The following is a 21,222-nucleotide window of genomic DNA, read 5'->3' as shown; positions in this document are numbered from 1 at the left end:
AGGATCAACCATTTCGCGGGCATTCTTAAGTGATGCACCGAGGGCGTTTCGCGGGCACTTTTCGTGATGCTTGCCGGAACCTTGCGCACGGAGCCAACGAGCGCCACGATTAGCGCAACGAGGGCGACCACAGTCGCTATCGTGCCCAAAGCGATGGCCGGCCACATAGGCCGCCTCCCGGATTGAGCGGCGTAGGTCTGCGTCGACGGGGATGCAGGTCGGAAGTTGTCTGACCTATCACCAACGTCTTCCGACAAGTTGCCCGCCATGTGCCCTCCTAATAGTCCGAAGTTTGAGGCAGCCGCCGCCAAGTACGCCTGCAAACCCATCGACCGAACCTACCGTTTCGATGGTGGAACAGGCATCACGGTGGCAGCAAGTCAATGCATACCGCAACCCAGCCTGGCGCCGTTACTCCGGCGAGCCTTCCAGGCGCGACGCGATGATCCGGATATCGCCGATGCGGAGGTTACTCTCGAACGCTCATCCACCCGCGCGTTACGGTCGAGTGATACCTACACCAACGCCGATGCCCACCAGTTGCGGCGTCAAATTGTTGCAACGTGCAAACAGATGCTTGTTCAGCACGCCATTAGCTAAGCCCCTTCTCCTCCCCTTCACTGTGTCCAGTATCTATTTGCGTTGGAGCGAGTGTCCGCAGGGTCTCGCAAATGGTGTCGATGGTGTGTGCTTCGGAGAACAGTTGCTCTACGCGGTCGCGATTGACGCCCAGCCACTTGAACTCATCGGCAGCCGACCGATGCTCACTTTTATCATTGCCATTCAAATACTGTTTGAGGAGTGATACGGTATACCAATGGTCCGATATCACCGCTTGGGTGGCTCGGTATTGAGCAACATCTGACCTCGATCGTGAGTCAGTCAATTGCCAACTCATGACAGGTCCTGTTAGCATCAGGTAGGCATTGTTCATCGCCACACCGCTCGCGCTCGAATCAGTAATCTGGTACTGCGGGTCGAGATACAGCACGTCGAAGCATTTAAAAACCGCTCCAAGAGCGTTTTCATTTGCTTGTGCCTCCGATAGGCGGAATCCACCTAGCATCGTACTACTGACGATATCCGTGCAACTCAAAGTGTCCTATTTCAGCCGCTGTAAATCTGTCTGGCCCAAGCATATCGAATGGCACCAATATAGTGACCGTGTCGCCGTTCGCGATTGTCATGTCAAGTACATGCTGATTCGCGGCCAATCGTTCGTGGGAGTCGCCGCATTCCATGCGTCCCCTATGTCGAAGCAGCTGGCTCTATGTTACTGCGCGAATTCGATGTATGACGGGCCGCCTCCCGGTTACCCTAAATGGCCCCAGCACGTGTCCTTAGTAACTGGGATGGGACCACTGGTTCGCCACTGTTTGCCACTGGGTTCGGACCACCTATTCGGCTCACTGGGATGATCCGGGGGCCTTTATAGTGTCACAAGTGGTCAGAGGCGTATTTCTTGCGCATACCTTCTCGCTTTGTTCGCACGCCACGGCAGCTTGTGGTATTGACACGCTCTGGATTTACTGGGGCCGCTTGCCACCGAATCTCTCTCGTTCCCTAAGAGATTGGACTGCCCTCAGCTTTATCCCGACTGGTATGACGACCAGATTGGAGGTCTTTCACCTCCAATTGGAACTCACGCGCCTCACGGTGCACTGACAAACCATGATGGGATGACTGTTTGCCACTTACTCTCCGCCCACCCACCGTCTGTCACGCCTATGGTGGGCCCAATAGAGCTATTGCGTAGGTAAGCGACCCTGCGTAAAGCATTTGGCGTCCCACCGTGGGACTGTGGTTCGGTAGCTCACCGCCAGAGAGTGTGGCATGGCATAGCAACCATCCTATTTAATTTTGCACAATGCCATGCTGTGACCATCGGGCCGCTTGCGTTAATCCGTAACGATATTAATAGTGAACCAATCGGCTGGAATGCCCTCACGAAGCAATGTATCGAGTTCCTCGAACGTAAGAACCAAGATATGCGACGCTGCTGCCGCGTCGCTTTCAGCCATCCAGCCGCGATCAGTGGCCTCTTCATCGACCCTAAGGCTCACTCGTCCCGGATAATTTACTGGATCCGGCCTGCTCAAAGAAACCCTGTCGTTCAAGCCCACTTGCGCCCAGCGATAACCGACCGAATCGGTGTACTTTCCAGGCCGGGCCATTTGGCTAATAATGAAAAGCAGATACTTTTCCGCATCCTCATATCGCCTAAACATCCAGTACCTTCGCCGCGAACCCCGTTCCTCGCTATCAATATAGTACTCATCACTTTCGCACGCCAAGTAGTAAGAAACGTCAGCATCGTCAACCAGGCCTAGCTCGCAGTCTTTGATCATCGCCGGCGGCTGTCGACCCCAAAAAACCTGCCCAGGTGTTTCTCGACCCCTCGGTTCGCGCTGATCGCCGCCCGGACAGCGGCCCAACTCGCGGAGATAGATTTCTTGCCACAAATACCATGACTTGACAATCCGATGTAAGAACGGCGGAAATTCGCTCAGATCTACATAGCAATCGGTCATCGTAACTCCTGCGTGCTCTATGGTACCTTTAAGAAGCCTCTATCGATGAGGGCTTGGACTCTGGGGCGCTCACCTGCTGGCGCCATTATGCGATATTGGGGCCCACCACCTGGCTGTCCAAACCAAGGCGCTGCTCGTGAATATTCAATTGTCCACCCAGGTGGAAGACCCTTTTCGGCCTGCACCTCATACACGAAATAGGGCTTGTCTAAGCTGTCATGGGGAATCGCGCGCGTCTCATACGGAGTTCCTTCTGGCGCCAGCCAGCCTCCACCTGGATAACCAATGCGATCTAGCAATGTACCATTCAAATGCGCCAAGATCTCCGCTTCAGTCATATTATGGACGGTTCCGGGAATCGCATAAGGCTTGGCTGGATCATCCGCATCGGGATATATGAGGTGGCCATTCTCGTCTTCGAATAGATTTTGATATTCCGGCTCGGTCAGGTCTCCGTAAGCTTTCGCCTCAGGAAAAACTTCCCTTGCGGTGGGCGGCTTATCGTCTTTACCACGATGCTGACCGTGGTCGCCGCGCTGGCTATCGTCACAGGAGGGCTGGGTTCATGCGGTGCGCCGCCGCCTTCATCCCGGTGCCCGCCCCCTTGCGGTGGTGACGGTTCGTTTGGGTGAGCGTCTCCAACTCCGCCGCTTTGCGTCCCACCGTGGGATAGCTGATGGCCTGCGAGTGTGGAATGACCTGGAGATTCGCTGGTAGGTGTCGAAGCGGCCAGCGGCTTGCTCCCAGCGGCTAATTGCGCAGCTGAGCGAGATTCGCCCGACGAAGCCGCTGGTGCCTGAGCAGGAACGGAGCCACCGTGTTCCGAATGGATTAGCGGTGGTTTCTCGCCTGACGCCGCGGAAACGGATCCCCCGGGCGTACCCACCGAATCCGGTTGTGCCCCGGTGGGTTTGACTGCCTCACCGGTGGCTGGTTTGTTCTCGACTGGTGTCTTGGATTCAGTGGGGCTCTTGGGTAGCGGATTATCTCCGGCTCCGGGTTTGGACTGCGGCCCGGGCGTCGGGCTTCCCGATTGCGGCTCTTGGTCCGTCGGCGGGTGAGGCTGATCAGGCGGTTCTGTTTTTGAGCCAGTGCTTGCGGGCGCCCTGGGAGGCTTCGAGTCACCGGGGTCACGGGTCCCGAACAACCTCTCCCTGAATGCTTTTAGCCTATCGGCGATCTCGCGGGCCCTGTCCAACTTGGCGGCCGGCCCTTCGGGAAAGAAGTTCGTCGCGACGTCGGCTTCCATTTTTCCGTAGGCCTCGCCAGGGCTTCTTGCCCAATCGTCCCAGTGAACGTTGTCTTTCAAGACCTCCTTCCACGACTCCAAGACTCCGGGCGCGTGGTCGTCGCCGAGGCCGACCAGCGGCGCCATCCCCAACGCCATGCCCCCCACATCGCGGCCATAGCCAACCGGGTCGAGCAGGGCGCGGATCTGGTTGTAGTGCCAGGCCGTTTCCCCCAGGCCCCATGCTGCCTTCCCGAGTCCTTCCAGCCGCTGCCCCGCAAAATCAATGACCTGTCCCACCGGATTGGCTTGCAGGAACTGCTCCCATTCCTTGGCGGCGAGCCGGCCCATGTTGGTGATCGTCGTATGGGCCTGCGCAACGGCCTCACCGATCTGGTTGCCGAGCGCATCAACTTCGCCGGTGAAATTATCGACCACGGTGGCGATGTCATGGGCGATGCGGGCGATCTCGTCTTCGTCCTCGTCGGTGACGAAACTCCCAGACTTCTTTGATTCCCGTCAGCGGATCGCAGATACGTGCCAGCAGATCCAGGATCGCCGCATGCACCGCGTCGATTTTGGCCGCATATTTGTCGAGGCCGGTTGCGATGGTCTGACACTGCCCCACTATGGCGGTCGCGCCGGAGTAGGCATCGGAAAACGCGCCCTCGATGAGCCCTGCTTCCGGGAGTTGCTGAGCGCGAATGGCATTCATCGGTCCGGCGGTAGCGTGGATTTCGGCCACCGCGAACTGAGTGCCGGCGTTACGCCAAGCCGCCGCCGCCGCACGCAGCTTCCCCGAATCCCCATTGGGCCAGATCATCCCGATGTAGGGAGCTACCCAGCCCCAGCCCGCCGGGGCGCTATCGCCGTTACCAATGGCCGACGGCGCCGAATTCGCGGCCGCGCAACTCGTCGGCTGCGGCACCGGTAGCGGCGCGGCGCGGCCGGCGACATCGGACATGGCCTCGGCCACCGAGTAGTTGTGCGCGGTCATGCGCACGCCATCGCCGAGGTTGCACAACCCATTACGCGTAACGGCCATCGCCTGCAACACCGTGGCCGCCGTCTCGTCATACGCACGTCCGAACTGCGCGCCGGCCGGATCATCACCGGCCATCCCAGCAGATCCCGCCAGTGCGCCGGTCAGCGTCGAGGTCACCGACCCGAGATTCTCACCCGCAGCCACGACCGCCGCACCGGCGCCATCAAGGGCTGCCGGATCCACCGCCAGCGTGGTCATCAGCTCACGACCACATACGGCTATTCGTCGACACGGCGCCGGTGTAATTGGCATGCGCGCCCTGCCCCGCGGCACGCAGTTGAGCCAATGCCTGGCGCATCATCGCCTCACCCAGAGCCCAATGCCGGTGCGCCTCAGCATGAGCCGCCGCACCCTGCCCCGTCCACGCCACATGCAAGCGGGTCACCAGCGAGTCGATTTCGGCCAGCATGCTTTCGGTGTGACGCTCGAACTCGGCCATCCGCTGCACCGCCTCCGACACCGCCGCCGGATCGACCCGAAACGGCTCAGCCACCACCGACCTCACGCATCGCTTGGGCGGACGCAGTCTCATTTTGCTGATACCCCGCCCCCGCCTCGGCTACCGCCTGCGCCAAGATCGACAACCCCAGCTGCACCTCACCGGCACCGCGATGCCACAACTCCCATGCCGACCCGTACGAGCTTCCCGACGCTCCGCGCCAGCCGCCCAGCACCTCGCCAACCTCAGAGTCAAGATCTGCTAACTGCGTTGCAAAATGCTCAGCCGCACCACGCAACGACTCGGCGAAACCCTGCATCACCACAGGATCTACTCGCAACGTGTCATCAGCGCCCATGGCGGCAACCTAACAACATCGGCACGTCGCCACAATTCAGCCGACGCCTATCCGTCAGCGAAGTGACTTACACCACCGAAGATCGCGATAGCGCACGGCCCGTCGGTCTTGTCGACCGTCACTAGGCCATCGCTAAGCGCGAAACCCTAGCTTGCCGCCACGGTTCCACCAAATGGCAAGCCCTACGACCGAGCGGGTGTTTCGTACGTGAGAGCGCCGCCAACTCTCGGTACCTTCACGGGCACATTTCCGGCCAAGGCAGCAGAAATGTCTCCATGTACGACGAAGGCGACCGCGTCGTATGGAAAATACCATGCTTCTTCTGTTTCTATGATTGCCGAATCGACGATCATCAATTCGCCTAGCCGCTCCGTTCGCATCAATTTGTTGATCGCCTCAACAGCACGCATTCGAGCGCTTTTCAGGTCCATTTCCTTCATCGATACCTCGTGAACTTGGCTACCGAGACAGCCCTGGGTAGCCGGCGGCATCAGGGTCGCTGAATTTCCTTACCGATATCGACGGCCAGCTGGAGTGATCCTTACGGTCATCGAAGGTGTCGCGGCACTCGCTGTCCAGTTTGACGCCGACATGGCTGTTGAATCCTTCCCCGCGGGGCGCGGGCGCTACCACCGTCACGATGGGTTTACGTCCTTCTTCCCTAGTGCCGGCGAACGGGACTTGAAATCGGAGTCGGTGCTTCATCGGTAGGTCCGTCGCGTGAGACACAGAGCATCCAGGACGGCATGTCCGCCACCCCGCGAAACGGTGGCTTTCCCTTGTTATTACGCCGATCAACAGTGGAATGCTTACGTAGCGGAGCTGCATCGCACCGCCCGCAGCTGCGCGGCGTTGCGCTCGTCCATCGCGGTGAACCCCGCCGCCGCTCCACGCGCATTGCCGCCGACCGCGGCGAGCGCCTCTTGGTGGGCCTGCAACGTTTTCACCTGCTGAGCGTGTGCCGAGGTGACTGCGCCATGAAATGCCTCGGCTGCGGCAAACTCTCCGAACATCCCCGACAGCAGTGGTCCGCGCGATAGACGGCCCACCCCGTCCTGGGCATGGTCACCCGCACGGTGAGAATCGTTGGCCCCCAAGTGCAGCAATCCAGTGTCAACGAACATCGCCACCTCTTTTCGGACAGCTTCGGACAGCATTCACGCCGGCTTGGCTCAGCAGTCGCGGGCCAGGCTAACGACCGGGCGCAAGCCGGTCAATTCACAATGAACTGGCGCCATCGGCGGCGCCGTCGCCGTCGGTGTCACGCAGCCTTACGTTCCAATGCCCGTCCCCGTCGGTGTCGACATACGCGGTCACACCCTCGTCCCCGGCACACAGCACCCGGTCGGCCAGCCCATCGCCGTCGGCGTCGATCAACTTGTCGTCGGCATGGCCGTAGCCGTCGAAGTCGACCAGCGGACCGCCGGTGTGCTCGACGCCATCCAGCCCGAACCAGCGCACCTGTCGGCCCCGGTCGACCGCGACCGCCCACGTCCCCGACCCGTCATCGGTGAAGTAGCTTTCCGGCGTGCCGTCGTTGTCGACATCGAGCACGGCATGGTCGGCCAGCCCGTCGTCGTCGAAGTCCGTCAGCGCATCGTCGCGCAGGCCGTCGCCATCCAAGTCCAGCCCGATCGCATCGAGCCGGCCATCATCGTCGAGATCGAGGTCGGGTGCACGGCTCCAGATGGCCGCAGATCCGTCGTCCCCGCCGAGGCAATAGTCCATAACCGATCTGACGCAACGCCCGGGCTAGGGGTTCCCCCGAGTTTTCCACCAGGCCAACAGTTCCGCGGTAGCTTCCTCGGTGCTCAGCGGCCCGCGGTCCAGTCGCAGTTCTTTCAGGTAGCGCCACGCCTCACCCACCAGCGGACCCGGCGGAATGTCGAGCAGCTTCATGATCTGATTACCGTCGAGATCCGGGCGAATCCGGGCCAGATCCTCCTGGGCGGCCAGCTCGGCTATCCGCTCCTCCAGCCGGTCGTAACTGGCCTGCAGCCGGGCCGCTCGGCGCTGGTTGCGGGTCGTGCAATCGGCACGCACCAGCTTGTGCAGCCGCGACAGCAACGGCCCGGCATCGGTGACATAACGGCGCACCGCCGAATCGGTCCACTTGCCGTCGCCGTAGCCGTGAAACCGCAAATGTAGATACACCAGCTGCGAGACGTCGTCGATCATCTGTTTGGAGTATTTGAGCGCGCGCATCCGCTTGCGGACCATCTTGGCGCCGACCACCTCATGGTGGTGGAAGCTGACCCCGCCGTTAGCCTCATGCCGGCGGGTGGCGGGCTTGCCGATGTCGTGCAGCAGCGCCGCCCAGCGCAGTGCCAGGTCCGGGCCCTCATCCTCCAGCGCGATCGCCTGCCGCAGCACGGTCAGCGAATGCTGGTAGACGTCCTTGTGCTGGTGATGTTCGTCGATCGCCATCCGCATGCCGCCGACCTCGGGCAGCACCACCTCACCCATTCCGCTCTGCACCATCAGGTCGATGCCCGCGACCGGGTCGTCACCCAGCAGCAGCTTGTCCAGTTCGGCGGCCACCCGCTCGGCGCTGATCCGGCCCAGCTGCGGGGCCATCTCTTTGATCGCCGTCCGCACCCGCGGGGCAACGGTGAAGCCCCGTTGGGAGACGAACCGCGCGGCGCGCAACATCCGCAACGGGTCGTCACCGAAGGACTCCGACGGTGGTGCCGGGGTGTCGAGCATCTTGTCGCGTAGCGACGCCAAACCGCCCAGCGGATCAAGAAACTCGCCGGGACCGCTTGGCGTGACTCGCACCGCCATCGCGTTCACGGTGAAGTCGCGGCGCACCAGATCGTCGTGCAGGCGCTCACCGAAGGAGACCTCGGGATGCCGCGACACCTGGTCATAGCTGTCGGCGCGAAACGTGGTGATCTCCAGCCGGTAGGCGTCCTTGCCGACACCGACGGTGCCGAAGTCGATACCGGTGTCCCACACCGCATCGGCCCAGGGCCGCACAATCTTTTGGACCTGCTCGGGACGGGCGTCGGTGGTGAAATCCAGATCGGGGCTCAACCGGCCCAGCAGTGCATCTCGTACCGAACCGCCGACCAGATACAACTCGTGGCCCTCTTCGGCGAACGCCGACCCCAGCTCGCGAAGTACGGCGGCGTGCCGATTGAGGGCGACCGCGGCTGCGGTCAGCAGGTCGGCATCCTGGACGGTGTCGGGCACGTTCGATCAGCCTAGTCGGGTCGGTGAACCGCTCGAGCATTCCACCCGGTCCGGTCCCCGAACGGCGCCGGCGTGGCGACACGGCGACACCTCCGGCGTGCGGATCAGATCCATTGGAAGGCACATCGCGTGTCCACCAACCCAGAGACTTCTGTGACGCAAGTGGCCGACGGGACTCGCCTCGTCCGCCGCCGGCCGCCCACCGGCGTGCCCGCACGCGGCCCGGCCAGCCGAACCTGCGCCGACGATGCCGCCCGCGACGGCGAGTACATCCAGAAGACCGGCCCGTGCCAGCTAATATCGCTTGGGTGTCGCAGGGCGAACAAGCCAAACCACGTCGGCGCCGGGGCCGGCGCCGCGGTCGTGGCGTTGCGGGTTCGGCCGAAAATATTACGGACGTCCAACCTGCCGGCAACGGCGCCGCCACCCCGTCATCGGCAAGACCGGCCCGGCCGCGCTCGCGTCGCGGCCGTCCGGACCGGCTGCGCACGGTGCACGAGACATCCGCCGGAGGACTGGTCATCGACGGAATCGACGGACCGCGTGACGAGCAGGTCGCGGCGCTGATCGGCCGTATCGACCGACGCGGACGCATGCTGTGGTCGCTGCCCAAGGGGCACATCGAAATGGGCGAGACGGCCGAACAGACCGCGATCCGTGAGGTCGCCGAGGAAACCGGAATCCGCGGCAGCGTGCTGGCCGCGTTGGGCCGCATCGACTACTGGTTCGTCACCGACGGCCGCCGGGTGCATAAGACCGTGCATCACTATTTGATGCGCTTCTCCGGCGGCGAGCTTTCCGACGACGATCTCGAGGTCGCCGAGGTGGCCTGGGTGCCGATCCGGGAGCTGCCGTCGCGGCTGGCCTACGCCGACGAACGCCGCCTGGCCGAGGTGGCCGACGAGCTGATCGACAAACTGCAGACCGACGGCCCGGCCGCACTTCCCCCGCTTCCGCCCAGCTCACCGCGGCGACGGCCGCCGACCCACTCACGCACCCGGCACGCCGACGGATCGCCGCCGAGCCGAAAGAACTCTCACGGGCCGTGACTGCGTTGCGAGTGCCTTGGGCCGGTTTGTGGCGCCTCGCCGCCGTGATCGGCATCGTGGCCGGTTTCGCGGGCGTGCTCCAAGTACCGCGCGCGACCGCGGGTGAGCCCACCCCCACGCCCTTCGTGCAGGTGCGCATCGATCAGGTGACCCCGGACGTCGTCACCACCACCAGCGACCCAGTGGTCACCGTCAGCGGCACGGTGACCAACATCGGCGACCGCCCGGTCCGTGACGTGATGGTCCGGCTCGAGCATGCCGGAACCGTCACGTCGTCGGCGGCCTTGCGCACCTCGCTCGACGGCACCACCGACCAATACCAGCCGGCCGCCGACTTCGTCACCGTCGCTGCGGAACTGCAGCGCGGGCAGGCGGCGGGGTTCACCCTGTCTGCTCCGCTGCGTTCACTGACCAAGCCGTCGTTGACCATCGACCAACCCGGTATCTTCCCGATCCTGGTCAACGTCAACGGGACACCCGACTACGGGGCCCCCGCCCGGCTCGACAACGCCCGGTTCCTGCTGCCCGTCGTAGGAGTGCCCCCCGACAAGTCCGATAAGGCGGCCGGCTTCGACACCGCCGTCGCACCGGAAACCACCAAGCCGGTATGGATCACCATGCTGTGGCCGCTCGCTGACCGGCCCCGCCTGGCCCCCGGCGTCCCGGGCGGCACCATTCCGGTGCGGCTCGTCGACGACGACCTGGCCAACTCGCTGGCCAACGGCGGCCGACTCGACACCCTGCTCGCCGCGGCCGAGCTCGCCACCAGCCGCGACGTCGACCCTGAGGGCGCGGTCACCCGCGCGCTGTGTCTGGCGGTCGATCCGGATCTGCTCGTCACGGTCAACGCGATGACCGCCGGCTATGTGGTGTCCGACTCGCCCGACGGCCCCGGGCAGCTGCCCGGTACCCCGACCCACCCGGGAACGGGCCAAACCGCCGCCGCCATCTGGCTGAACCGGCTGCGCGCGCTGGCTCATCGCACCTGCGTGGCGCCGCTGCCGTACTCCCAGGCCGACCTGGACGCGTTGCAGCGGGTGAACGACGCCGGGTTGAGCGCGATCGCCACCGTGAGCGCCGGCGACATCGTCGACAAGATTCTCGACATCAACTCCGTGCGGGGTGCAACCCTGATGCCGGACGGGCCGTTGACCACGCGCGCGGTCGACCTGCTCAGCGCCAACGACGGCATGGTCGCGATCGCGGCCGCCGACTTTGCCGCCCCCGAAACGGCTCAAGGAGCCTCCGCCAACGCCGATATCACCCCCCGGCGGCTGTCCTCCCAGCTGGTCGCCGCGCCGTTCGACCCGGCTGTCGGCGCCGCGCTGGCCGCGGCCGGAACCAACCCGATCGTTCCCACCTACCTCGACTCGTCGCTGTCGGTTCGCATCAGTCACGACTCGGCCACCGCCCGCCGCCAGGACGCCCTGGGTGCCGTGCTGTGGCGCAGCCTGTATCCGGACGCCGCCCCCCGCACCCAGATCCTGGTGCCACCGGCGACGTGGAACCTGCAGGGTGACGACGCGCAGGCCATCCTGACCGCCCTGGCCACCACCATTCACGCCGGACTGGCCGTGCCGCGTCCGCTGCCGGCGCTGATCGCCGACGCGGCGGCGCGCACCGAGCCACCGCAGCCCCCGGGCACCGAAACCAACCCCCCCACCGCCCGCGGCCGGTTCAGCGACGACATCACCGCGCAGATCGCCAGCCAGGTCGGCCGATTGTGGAAGCTCACCGCAGCGCTGACCACCGATGACCGCACCGGGCTGACCGGCGTGCAATACACCGCGCCGCTGCGCGAGGACATGCTGCGCGCGCTGAGCCAGTCGGTGCCGCCGGACACTCGCAACGGCCTGGCGCAGCAGCGGCTGGCGGTGGTCGGCAACACCATCAACGACTTCTTCGGTGCGGTCACCATCGTCAACCCGGGCGGCTCCTACACCCTGGCCACCGAACACAGTCCGCTTCCCCTGGCGCTGCACAACGGTCTGGCCGTACCCATCCGAGTCAAGCTGCAGGTCGATGCTCCGCCCGGCATGACGGTCACCGACCTCGGGCAAATCGAGCTGCCGCCCGGATATCTGCCGCTGCGGGTACCTATCGAAGTCAACTTCACCCAGCGGGTCGCCATCGACGTGGCGCTCAAGACGCCCGACGGCATGGCGCTGGGTGAACCGGTGCGGTTGTCGGTGCACTCCAACGCCTACGGCAAGGTGCTGTTCGCCATCACTCTCACCGCCGCGGCAGTGCTGGTGGCACTGGCCGGACGGCGGCTTTGGCACCGGTTCCGCGGCCAGCCCGACCGCGCCGACCTGGATCGCCCCGACCCGCCCCCGGCCCGGCACACCCAACAGCATGGTGCGCCCGACCGTCGGGTCGAAGAAGAGCACCGGGTATGAGACCGGCTCCGCGGCGAGTGCACCCAGCGCCGCAGCGCCCGGATCAGCAGCCAGGCCCGCGCCGGGCTGAACTGTCCGATGCCGCTCTGGTGTCGCGATCGTGGGGAATGGCGTTCGCGACGCTGATCAGCAGGCTCACCGGCTTCGCCCGGATCGTGCTGCTGGCCGCGATCCTGGGTGCCGCACTGTCCAGCTCGTTCTCGGTGGCCAACCAGCTGCCGAACCTGGTGGCCGCGCTGGTCCTGGAAGCCACCTTCACCGCGATCTTCGTGCCGGTGCTGGCCCGTGCCGAGCAGGACGACCCCGACGGCGGCGCCGCGTTCGTGCGCCGACTGGTGACGTTGGCCACCACGCTGCTGGTCGTGGCCACCATACTGTCGGTGGCCGCGGCACCGCTGCTGGTGCGCCTGATGCTGGGCCGCAATCCGCAGGTCAACGAGCCGTTGACCACCGCCTTCGCCTACCTGCTACTCCCCCAGGTCCTCGTCTACGGCCTGTCGTCGGTGTTCATGGCGATCCTGAACACCCGCAACGTCTTCGGCCCGCCGGCGTGGGCGCCCGTCGTCAACAACGTGGTCGCCATCGCGACCCTGGGGGTGTATCTGGCGGTTCCCGGCGAGCTTTCGATCGACCCGGTCAAGATGGGCAACGCCAAGCTGTTGGTGCTGGGAATCGGCACCACGTTGGGGGTTTTCGCCCAAACCGCCGTGCTGCTGGCGGCGATCGGGCGCGAGCACATCAGCCTGCGGCCATTGTGGGGAATCGACCAGCGGCTCAAGCGATTTGGTGCGATGGCCGCCGCGATGGTGCTGTATGTGCTGATCAGTCAGCTCGGCCTGGTCGTCGGCAACCAGATCGCCAGCGCGGCAGCGGCATCGGGCCCGGCGATCTACAACTACACCTGGCTGGTGCTGATGCTGCCGTTCGGCATGATCGGTGTCACCGTGCTGACCGTGGTGATGCCGCGACTGAGCCGCAACGCCGCCGCCGACGACATCCCGGCCGTGCTCGCCGACCTGTCGCTGGCCACCCGATTGACCATGATCACGCTGCTCCCCACGGTGGCCTTCATGACCGTCGGCGGGCCAGCGATGGGCACTGCGTTGTTCGCCTACGGACATTTCGGCCAGGTCGATGCCGGATACCTCGGCGCCGCGATCGCGTTGTCGGCGTTTACCTTGATTCCCTACGGGCTGGTGCTGCTGCAACTGCGGGTGTTCTACGCCCGGGAGCAACCCTGGACGCCGATCGTCATCATCGTGGTCATCACCGGCGTCAAGATCGTCGCCTCGCTGCTGGCGCCGCATGTCACCGATGACCCCGAGCTGGTTGCCGGCTATCTGGGACTGGCCAACGGGCTCGGATTCCTGGCCGGCGCGACGATCGGCTACTACCTGCTGCGACGGGCGCTGCGGCCCGGCGGTGGCCAGCTGATCGGCGCCCACGAGGGGCACACCATCCTGGTGACGACGGCCGCATCGTTGCTGGCCGGCCTGGTTGCCCACGTCGCGGATCGGCTGCTCGGCTTCGCTCAGTTGACCGCCCACGGCGGTGGGGCGGGCTCGTTGCTGCGGCTGCTCCTTCTGGGGCTGATCATGGTGCCGATTCTGGCCGCGGTCATGCTCGGCGCGCAGGTCCCGGAGGCGCAGGCGGCGCTGCGGGTGATCCGGCATCGCCTCGGCGCTCGGGCCGGCAAACCCGGTCGGCGCAAGGGCGCTGCGGCGGATGGATCGTCCGGCCGCTACCGCGTCACGTACCCTGAGCAAAGAATGTCGTCCCCGCCGGGGGAAACTGCGGTCCATCAGCCGATCCGGCGCAGACCTCCGGCAATCAGAGCCGGGATAGCGAAAGGACCGGAGGTGACCGACCGCCCATCGGAAAGTGCCGCCTCGTCCGAGGCCGTCTCCGGCACCGACCTACCGCGGCCCGTTGCCGACGACTTTCAGCCCGACATTCCCACCGACCCCGATCGGAGTGCCGGGTCGCGGCCCCGCCGGCCCGACCGGCTCAACGGCGACGCCGACACCCGTGGGCCGATTCCCTTTGATGCGCCACGCGAGCGTGGTCCGGAACCGTCGGTGCCCCGAGACGACGTCAACCTGGTTCCGGGCGCCCGCATTGCCAACGGCCGCTACCGTCTGCTGATCTTCCACGGCGGCACACCCCATCTGAGGTTCTGGCAGGCCCTGGACACCGCGCTGGATCGCCAGGTGGCGTTGACGTTCGTCGACCCGGAGGGCGCGCTGCCCGAGGAGGTGCGCCAGGGGATCCTGGGCCGCACCCTGCGGCTGAGCCACATCGACAAACCCGGTATCGCGCGGGTGCTCGACGTCCTGCACACCGGCTCCGGGGGTCTGGTGGTCGCCGAATGGATCCGGGGCGGTTCGTTGCGCGAGGTCGCCGAGACCGCGCCGTCGCCCGTGGGAGCAATCCGGGCGATGCAGTCGCTGGCCGCGGCCGCCGACGCCGCGCACCGCGCCGGAGTAGCCCTCTCGATCGACCACCCCAGCCGGGTACGCGTGAGCATCGAAGGCGACGTGGTACTGGCCTATCCGGCGACCATGCCGGAAGCCAACCCACAGGATGACATCCGTGGCATTGGCGCGGCGCTGTATGCCTTGCTGGTCAACCAGTGGCCGCTGCCGGAGTCCGGGTCCCGCAGCGGGTTCCCCCCGGCCGAACGGGATGCGTCCGGCGAGCCCGTCGAACCGACCGTTGTCGACCGCGACATTCCCTTCCAGATTTCCGCTGTCGCCGTACGCTCAGTCCAGGAGGACGGCGGAATACGCAGTGCCTCAACGCTTTTGAACCTGATTCAGCAGGCAACCGCGGTGGCCGACCGGACCGAGGTGCTCGGTCCCGTCGAGCCGCCGCCGCCAGCCGCCGCGCGCCGCTCGGCTGTGGAGGACGCCGAAGCCTATGCCCGGCGTCGCCGCAACCTGCTCATCGGTATCAGCGCCGGCGCCGCCGTTCTGCTGGTCGCACTTCTGGTACTGGTCTCGGTGATCAACAAGGTCTTCGGCAACGTCGGCGCCGGCCTCAACCGTGACCAGCTCGGCCTGAACACCCAAACGTCTTCGGCCTCGCAGGCCACTTCTGCCCCCGCCGGCAGCACCGTCAAACCCACCAAAGCCACCGTCTTCTCCCCCGACGGGGAGGCCGACAACCCAGGCCAAGCCGATTTGGCTATCGACGGCAACCCCAGCACTTCCTGGCAAACCGACACCTACTCCGACGCCGTCCCGTTCCCGGCTTTCAAGAACGGTGTCGGATTGATGTTGCAGCTGCCGAAGCCGACCGTGGTCGGCGCCGTCACCATCGACATTTCCAGCACCGGGACCAAGGTCGAAATTCGCTCGTCACCGACTCCGAACCCGTCGAAGCTCGACGACACCTCCGTGCTGACCTCGGCCACCGCACTCAAGCCCGGCCATAACACCATCGCGGTCAAATCGTCGGCACCGACGTCCAACCTGCTGGTGTGGATTTCAACGTTGGGAACCACCGACGGCAAGAGCCGCGCCGACATCTCGGAGATCACCGTCCAGGCCGCATCCTGATTTCCGCACAGCGCCGCAAACGAGTGAAGTGCCCTGCGGCTACCGATTGGTTACTGTCCGGCCGTGGGTTTTGGGGGCAGGCGGGAACGCAGTGACGCCGAACTGTTGGCCGCTCACGTCGCCGGCGAGCACCATGCCTTCGAGCAGTTGTTCCGCCGCCATCAGCGCCACCTGTACCGGTTGGCCCGGCTCACCAGCCGCACCCCCGAAGACGCCGAGGACGCACTGCAAGACGCGATGATCTCGGCGCACCGCTGCGCGGCCTCCTTTCGGTATGACGCAGCGGTCTGCAGCTGGCTGCACCGCATCGTGGTCAATGCCTGCCTGGACCGGCTGCGCCAGGCCAGGGCCCGGCCGACCGCCCCGCTCGACGACGTGCATTCGGTTCCGGATGCAACGGCCCGAGTCGAGACCGAGATCTTGGTGCAGCGAGCGCTGCTGCAGCTTCCGGTCGAGCAACGGGCCGCAGTGATCGCGGTCGACATGCAGGGGTATTCGATCGCCGACACGGCGCGCATGCTGGGCGTGGCCGAGGGCACCGTCAAGAGCCGCTGCGCCCGCGGGCGGGCACGGCTGGCGCGGCTGCTGGGCTACCTCGACACCGGAACTCGCGCCCTGGACATCGGTTAGCACCGGTTAGCAGGGACCCGCGCGTTTCTGGGCCGTCCGGTCCCTGGTCATCGAACTGGGCATGAAGGACACTGGGCCGGATGAATGAAACCGGACACGACGCCGACGCGAACCCGCCGCTGACCGTCGAGCTCCTCGCCGAGCTGCAGGCAGGCCTGCTCGACGACGAAGCGGCCGCTGGCATCCGCCGACGAGTCCGCACCGACCCGCAGGCAGCGGCAATCCTGCGTGCCCTGCAGCAGGTGCGCCGCGACCTCGCGGCCGCCGGAGCTGATCCGGCGGCCGCGCCGGATCCTCCCACCGACGTCACCGCCAAAATTTCCCGGACGTTGCGGTCCGCGGCTTCCAGTGAGTCGCCCGCCACTCACGCAGCCCGACCGCGCATCCGCCCGGCGAAAATCCTTGCCGGGATAGCCGGGCTCTGTGCCGCCGTGGCAGCGATCGGCGTCGGTACCGCCGCACTGGTCACTGCGCCCGCACCGGCGCCTAGCACGCCCACCACGGCGATGCACATCACCGTCTCGACGCCGCCACCGGTGATTCCGCTGTCGCACGAACAGATCCTGGAACTGCTGCAACGCACACCCGACTACGGCCCGGCCGACGCCGCCCTCGCCGACCCGTCACGGCGCGCGTCCTGCCTGAACGGGCTGGGCTACCCGGCGTCCGCACAGATCCTGGGCGCACAGCCGATCGGCATCAACTCCCGCCCCGGGGTGCTGTTGGTGGTCCCCGGCGACGGCCCCGATACGGTGGCGGTCTACGCGGTGGCCCTCAACTGCAGCGCCGCCGACACCGGCCTGTTGGCCAGCACCACAGTTGCCCGAGCCACCGGCTCGTAGCGGCATCCCGACCTGGTCCAGCGCGCGGAAGGGAACACCAGTGCCTACGCTGGCGTTCATAAAAGTCCGAGTCCAGCTTTCCGCACCCGAAAGGCCCGCATGACCGCCGCCTCCGCCACTCAAGACACCATCCACGACGTGATCATCATCGGCAGCGGTCCTGCCGGGTACACCGCCGCTCTCTACACCGCCCGGGCGCAGTTGGCTCCGCTGGTGTTCGAAGGCACCTCATTCGGCGGCGCACTGATGACCACCACCGAGGTGGAGAACTACCCGGGTTTCCGCGACGGCATCACCGGTCCCGAGTTGATGGACCAGATGCGGGAACAGGCGCTGCGGTTCGGTGCGGATCTGCGCATGGAGGACGTGGAGTCGGTATCGCTGGACGCACCGATCAAGTCCGTCGTCACCGCCGAGGGCGAAACCTACCGCGCTCGGGCCGTGATCCTGGCGATGGGTGCGGCGGCGCGCTACCTGCACGTGCCCGGCGAGCAGGAGCTGCTCGGGCGCGGAGTGAGTTCGTGTGCCACCTGTGACGGATTCTTCTTCCGTGACCAGGACATCGCCGTCATCGGCGGCGGAGACTCGGCCATGGAGGAGGCCACCTTCCTGACGCGGTTTGCCCGTAGTGTCACGCTGGTGCACCGCCGCGACGAGTTCCGGGCCTCCAAAATCATGCTCAACCGTGCCCAGGCAAACGACAAGATCGACATCCTGACCAACAGGGTGGTGCTCGCCGTGGACGGGGACGCGACCGTCACCGGATTGCGGTTGCGCGACACCGCCACCGGTGAAGAAACCGCGCTGCCGGTAACCGGCGTCTTTGTCGCGATCGGACACGAGCCGCGATCCGGCCTGGTGCGCGATGCCGTCGATCTGGATCCAGACGGCTACGTGCTGGTCAAAGGCGGCACCACAAGCACTTCGCTGGACGGGGTATTCGCCGCCGGAGACTTGGTCGACCGCACCTACCGGCAGGCGGTCACCGCGGCCGGCAGCGGTTGTGCCGCTGCCATCGACGCCGAACGCTGGCTGGCCGAACGCGAAGCAACGGGGCACGCCGACAGTACCGACACGCTGATTGGAGCACAACAATGACCGATTCCGAGAAGTCCGGCGCCACAATCGAAGTTTCCGACGCATCCTTTTCCACCACCGTGCTGTCCAGTAATACGCCTGTGCTGGTTGACTTTTGGGCTACCTGGTGCGGCCCGTGCAAGATGGTGGCGCCGGTGCTCGAAGAGATCGCCGCCGAACGTTCGGGCAGCCTCACGGTGGCCAAGCTCGACGTGGACGCTAACCCGCAAACCGCGCGCGACTTTCAGGTCATCTCGATTCCCACGATGATCCTGTTCAAGGACGGCCAGCCGGTGAAACGAATCGTCGGGGCCAAAGGGAAAGCGGCATTGCTGCGCGAGATCTCCGACGTGGTACCGAACGTCGGCTAGCAGCTCGGCCGATACCCGATTCACGGCCCGTCGGGGGTGTAGCGGCGATGCCGCTTGCACACAGTCGCGGCGGCCGGGACTCGGAATGCGGCGGTTCGGTGCTCACGCAGTTCGGGTCCGGGAGCGGCCGGTGGCGCCCTCTGCTACGCGAGGATGCGTGGGAGCACCCGTGACCATCCCTCCGGTGAAATCTGGTTGGACAGAGCGCTTTCCGGATCCGCCCGAACGGTCGACTTTGCGCATCCCGCTCCCGCCAGCAGCCATAAACGCCCGCGACCGAAGCGTCGCCGTTCTGCGGTTCAGATTCCCTGTCTGACGCGAACTCTGCTCCCGTGCAGCCACTTTCGTAGGCCGTCGGCACACACCGGAATGATCCGTATCCGCACCGCCGAACACCGCGACCGACTTGCACCAACGCCGAGCGTGTCAGCGTCCTTCTTTCCAGTCGTTCAGCACGGCACCGCTCTTCAGTCACCTTCGCTTTGCGATACTCGAATCTTGTTATCTGTCGACGGGATTCGCCTGGAACAGGCGCTCGGGCGCCTAGCCTAGCTAGACCATTGGACCAACCTGCTCGAAGCCCAGGTGGTGATCGGCGACTTCAAGCATGAACACAATCGTCGACATCGGCACTCGGCGCTGGGCTATCTGACCCCTGCCGAGTACGCTGCCCGATGCACCCACACGCATACGCCGGTGGTGTCCTGCGCGATCAACTCGAACCGATATCAACAACAACCTGGCTCTAGAACCGGGTGGACCGACTATCGGGGACCTGCCACTCCAACATGTTTGGCCCGGGGGCAAGACCTTCAAGACGGATTCGACTTGATTTTGGAAAACCGTTCGAAATTCAGCAGGCATATAGGCGCTGACCCGTCAAGTCGACAAACTCGCCGATGAATTCGCTAAGCCGGTCACCACCATCGCCCCGTGCCTGCTGGCCATCGAAAGCCGCCGCGCGCTCGCGCAGCAAAGAGCATCGCGCAATTACCCAATCCGCCCAGGTTTAGTTGCGAAAAGCCGTCACAGGTCACAATGCCGCCGCGCCGGTCATCGTCGCAACAGTTGCGGTGCTGCGACTAACCGCCACCTGGACGACGCGTCGGGCCCCAGATCGGCCTGGGGTTTTCCCGAAATTGGGAAGCGTCTGCGACAATGGCGGCTAGCTGTGTTGCATTTGTCAGCGAGATCAGTGAGTCCTGGAGGGCCTTTGGTATGCCGAGTCCGCGCCGCGAAGACGGCGACGCGCTGCGCTGTGGTGACCGTAGCGCCGCTGTCACCGAGATCCGCGCTGCGCTGGCCGCGCTGGGGATGCTGGATAATCCCGACGAAGATCTGACCACGGGCCGCCACGTCGCGCTCGAGGTCTTCGACACCGAACTCGACCAAGCGGTACGGGCTTTCCAGCAGCATCGTGGACTGCTTGTTGACGGAATCGTCGGCGAGGCCACCTATCGGGCGCTGAAGGAGGCTTCCTATCGGCTCGGCGCCCGCACGCTCTATCACCAATTCGGCGCGCCCCTATACGGCGACGATGTCGCGACACTACAGGCTCGACTACAAGATCTCGGGTTCTACACGGGGCTGGTCGACGGATATTTCGGGTTGCAGACCCACAATGCGCTGATGTCGTACCAGCGTGAGTACGGGCTCGCCGCCGACGGTATCTGCGGCCCGGAAACGTTGCGGTCCTTGTACTTTCTCAGTTCGCGGGTCAGCGGCGGCTCGCCGCACGCGATTCGGGAAGAGGAGCTGGTCCGTCGTTCGGGTCCCAAGTTGTCCGGCAAGCGCATCATCGTCGATCCCGGCCGCGGCGGCGCCGATCACGGCCTGATCACCCAGGGCCCAGCCGGGCCGATCAGCGAGGCAGACGTCTTGTGGGACTTGGCGAGTCGCCTCGAAGGACGAATGTCGGCCATCGGCATGGAGACCTTTCTGTCCCGACCAGCCAACCGCAGCCCGTCAGATGCCGAACGCGCCGCCACCGCCAATGCGGTTGGCGCAGACCTGATGATCAGCCTGCGCTGCGAAACCCAAGCCAGCCCTTCGGCTAACGGCGTCGCCTCGTTCCACTTCGGCAACTCGCACGGGTCGGTCTCCACCATCGGTCGCAATCTGGCTGACTTCATTCAGCGAGAAGTAGTGGCGCGCACTGGTTTACGGGATTGCCGTACCCATGGCCGGACATGGGATCTGTTGCGGCTGACTCGGATGCCGACCGTTCAAGTCGACATCGGCTACATCACCAACCCCCATGACCGACAGATGCTGGTCTCAACACAGACCCGCGACGCCATTGCCGAAGGTATTCTTGCCGCCGTCAAGCGCCTCTACTTGTTGGGCAAAAACGACCGGCCCACAGGCACTTTTACTTTCGCCGAGTTATTGGCCCACGAGCTGTCGGTGGAGCGGGCCAGCCGGCTCGGCGGTTCCTGAATTCTTGAAGTTCCCAGGGCACATCGTTTTCCGAGCCGTCAGAGGGCATTGCTGGCCTT

Annotated in this window: 20 protein-coding genes and 1 pseudogene; 9 read left to right on the top strand and 12 right to left on the bottom strand. The window is 65.0% G+C overall.

All coding sequences use genetic code 11. From position 1 onward, the window contains the following. Window positions 1–592: 592 nt before the first annotated feature. The 12 genes from AWC07_RS26680 to AWC07_RS07475 form a co-directional block, all read right to left on the bottom strand. Window positions 593–991: a hypothetical protein gene (locus tag AWC07_RS26680; RefSeq protein ID WP_139829593.1), complete on the bottom strand. Its 399-nt coding sequence runs from the start codon at window positions 989–991 to the stop codon at window positions 593–595. Window positions 992–1,898: 907 nt separating this feature from the next. After that, the gene (locus AWC07_RS07510; protein ID WP_139829592.1) at window positions 1,899–2,531 is read right to left on the bottom strand and encodes a hypothetical protein; all 633 of its coding nucleotides are present in this window, start codon (window positions 2,529–2,531) and stop codon (window positions 1,899–1,901) included. Window positions 2,532–2,548: 17 nt separating this feature from the next. Then, entirely contained in the window at window positions 2,549–2,869 is a 321-nt protein-coding gene (locus AWC07_RS29510) for a glycohydrolase toxin TNT-related protein (protein ID WP_139829591.1), read from the bottom strand. Window positions 2,870–2,976: 107 nt separating this feature from the next. Beyond that, complete coding sequence (locus tag AWC07_RS29505) at window positions 2,977–4,197, bottom strand: hypothetical protein (protein ID WP_341865243.1); 1,221 nt, start codon at window positions 4,195–4,197, stop codon at window positions 2,977–2,979. A gap of 10 nt (window positions 4,198–4,207) precedes the next feature. Next, entirely contained in the window at window positions 4,208–5,002 is a 795-nt protein-coding gene (locus tag AWC07_RS29500; protein WP_051508036.1) for a WXG100-like domain-containing protein, read from the bottom strand. Window positions 5,003–5,006: 4 nt separating this feature from the next. Further along, window positions 5,007–5,297 carry a WXG100 family type VII secretion target gene (locus AWC07_RS07500; protein ID WP_036414502.1) on the bottom strand — a complete coding sequence of 97 codons (291 nt, stop codon included), beginning with the start codon at window positions 5,295–5,297 and terminating at the stop codon, window positions 5,007–5,009. Continuing rightward, a complete protein-coding gene (locus AWC07_RS07495) occupies window positions 5,290–5,601 on the bottom strand; it encodes a WXG100 family type VII secretion target (RefSeq protein WP_036414505.1) in 312 nt (103 codons plus the stop codon). Before AWC07_RS07495 ends, AWC07_RS07500 begins: the two co-directional genes overlap by 8 nt. A gap of 182 nt (window positions 5,602–5,783) precedes the next feature. Further along, the gene (locus AWC07_RS07490) at window positions 5,784–6,041 is read right to left on the bottom strand and encodes a YrhB domain-containing protein (RefSeq protein ID WP_167380029.1); all 258 of its coding nucleotides are present in this window, start codon (window positions 6,039–6,041) and stop codon (window positions 5,784–5,786) included. Between the two features lie 19 nt (window positions 6,042–6,060). Continuing rightward, window positions 6,061–6,240 (bottom strand): hypothetical protein, encoded by a 180-nt coding sequence (locus tag AWC07_RS27470; RefSeq protein ID WP_167380028.1) that lies wholly within the window; start codon window positions 6,238–6,240, stop codon window positions 6,061–6,063. Window positions 6,241–6,410: 170 nt separating this feature from the next. After that, complete coding sequence (locus AWC07_RS07485) at window positions 6,411–6,725, bottom strand: DUF2563 family protein (protein WP_036414514.1); 315 nt, start codon at window positions 6,723–6,725, stop codon at window positions 6,411–6,413. 94 nt (window positions 6,726–6,819) lie between these two features. Further along, window positions 6,820–7,329, bottom strand: coding sequence for a hypothetical protein (locus AWC07_RS07480; RefSeq protein ID WP_036414511.1), 510 nt, complete (start codon window positions 7,327–7,329; stop codon window positions 6,820–6,822). A gap of 24 nt (window positions 7,330–7,353) precedes the next feature. Further along, on the bottom strand, window positions 7,354–8,796 hold the full coding sequence (locus AWC07_RS07475; RefSeq protein WP_036414513.1) for a CCA tRNA nucleotidyltransferase: 1,443 nt from the start codon (window positions 8,794–8,796) through the stop codon (window positions 7,354–7,356). Between the two features lie 308 nt (window positions 8,797–9,104). Between AWC07_RS07475 and AWC07_RS07470 the strand changes: the two genes are divergently transcribed. The 9 genes and pseudogenes from AWC07_RS07470 to cwlM all read left to right on the top strand — a co-directional run bounded on the left by AWC07_RS07470 (window position 9,105) and on the right by cwlM (window position 21,163). Continuing rightward, window positions 9,105–9,845, top strand: coding sequence for an NUDIX hydrolase (locus tag AWC07_RS07470; RefSeq protein ID WP_036417376.1), 741 nt, complete (start codon window positions 9,105–9,107; stop codon window positions 9,843–9,845). Next, on the top strand, window positions 9,842–12,244 hold the full coding sequence (locus AWC07_RS07465; RefSeq protein WP_036417377.1) for a hypothetical protein: 2,403 nt from the start codon (window positions 9,842–9,844) through the stop codon (window positions 12,242–12,244). Before AWC07_RS07470 ends, AWC07_RS07465 begins: the two co-directional genes overlap by 4 nt. Next, entirely contained in the window at window positions 12,241–15,804 is a 3,564-nt protein-coding gene (locus AWC07_RS07460) for a lipid II flippase MurJ (RefSeq protein WP_085105017.1), read from the top strand. The genes AWC07_RS07465 and AWC07_RS07460 overlap by 4 nt, the downstream gene beginning before the upstream one ends. A gap of 63 nt (window positions 15,805–15,867) precedes the next feature. Then, the gene (gene sigM / locus AWC07_RS07455; protein WP_036418422.1) at window positions 15,868–16,434 is read left to right on the top strand and encodes an RNA polymerase sigma factor SigM; all 567 of its coding nucleotides are present in this window, start codon (window positions 15,868–15,870) and stop codon (window positions 16,432–16,434) included. 80 nt (window positions 16,435–16,514) lie between these two features. Beyond that, window positions 16,515–17,276: a hypothetical protein gene (locus AWC07_RS07450; RefSeq protein WP_036418423.1), complete on the top strand. Its 762-nt coding sequence runs from the start codon at window positions 16,515–16,517 to the stop codon at window positions 17,274–17,276. Between the two features lie 99 nt (window positions 17,277–17,375). Continuing rightward, window positions 17,376–18,374, top strand: a complete 999-nt coding sequence (gene trxB, locus AWC07_RS07445) for a thioredoxin-disulfide reductase (protein ID WP_036418426.1) — start codon at window positions 17,376–17,378, stop codon at window positions 18,372–18,374. Continuing rightward, complete coding sequence (gene trxA, locus AWC07_RS07440; protein WP_036418428.1) at window positions 18,371–18,724, top strand: thioredoxin; 354 nt, start codon at window positions 18,371–18,373, stop codon at window positions 18,722–18,724. The genes trxB and trxA overlap by 4 nt, the downstream gene beginning before the upstream one ends. Window positions 18,725–19,294: 570 nt before the next feature. Beyond that, window positions 19,295–19,408 (top strand): annotated as a pseudogene (locus AWC07_RS28515) (IS3 family transposase); the annotation flags it as partial. A gap of 534 nt (window positions 19,409–19,942) precedes the next feature. Next, window positions 19,943–21,163 (top strand): N-acetylmuramoyl-L-alanine amidase CwlM, encoded by a 1,221-nt coding sequence (gene cwlM / locus AWC07_RS07435; RefSeq protein WP_036418430.1) that lies wholly within the window; start codon window positions 19,943–19,945, stop codon window positions 21,161–21,163. The last annotated feature ends 59 nt before the right edge of the window (window positions 21,164–21,222 follow it).

It is taken from the genome of Mycobacterium gastri (assembly GCF_002102175.1).
In the GTDB taxonomy this organism is placed as follows: Bacteria; Actinomycetota; Actinomycetes; order Mycobacteriales; family Mycobacteriaceae; genus Mycobacterium; species Mycobacterium gastri.
Note: the sequence above shows the minus strand (reverse complement) of the source record. Positions and strands in the feature narration are given on the sequence as shown.

Excerpts from the sequence above, each read along its gene's own strand:
- AWC07_RS07495 (WP_036414505.1), bottom strand. The coding sequence starts at position 5,601 with ATGGGCGCTGATGACACGTTGCGAGTAGATCCTGTGGTGATGCAGGGT.
- trxA (WP_036418428.1), top strand. The coding sequence starts at position 18,371 with ATGACCGATTCCGAGAAGTCCGGCGCCACAATCGAAGTTTCCGACGCA.
- AWC07_RS29510 (WP_139829591.1), bottom strand. The coding sequence starts at position 2,869 with ATGACTGAAGCGGAGATCTTGGCGCATTTGAATGGTACATTGCTAGAT.
- AWC07_RS29500 (WP_051508036.1), bottom strand. The coding sequence starts at position 5,002 with ATGACCACGCTGGCGGTGGATCCGGCAGCCCTTGATGGCGCCGGTGCG.
- AWC07_RS07510 (WP_139829592.1), bottom strand. The coding sequence starts at position 2,531 with ATGACCGATTGCTATGTAGATCTGAGCGAATTTCCGCCGTTCTTACAT.
- AWC07_RS07450 (WP_036418423.1), top strand. The coding sequence starts at position 16,515 with ATGAATGAAACCGGACACGACGCCGACGCGAACCCGCCGCTGACCGTC.
- AWC07_RS07480 (WP_036414511.1), bottom strand. The coding sequence starts at position 7,329 with ATGGACTATTGCCTCGGCGGGGACGACGGATCTGCGGCCATCTGGAGC.
- cwlM (WP_036418430.1), top strand. The coding sequence starts at position 19,943 with ATGCCGAGTCCGCGCCGCGAAGACGGCGACGCGCTGCGCTGTGGTGAC.
- AWC07_RS07490 (WP_167380029.1), bottom strand. The coding sequence starts at position 6,041 with ATGAAGGAAATGGACCTGAAAAGCGCTCGAATGCGTGCTGTTGAGGCG.
- trxB (WP_036418426.1), top strand. The coding sequence starts at position 17,376 with ATGACCGCCGCCTCCGCCACTCAAGACACCATCCACGACGTGATCATC.
- AWC07_RS07485 (WP_036414514.1), bottom strand. The coding sequence starts at position 6,725 with ATGTTCGTTGACACTGGATTGCTGCACTTGGGGGCCAACGATTCTCAC.
- AWC07_RS07460 (WP_085105017.1), top strand. The coding sequence starts at position 12,241 with ATGAGACCGGCTCCGCGGCGAGTGCACCCAGCGCCGCAGCGCCCGGAT.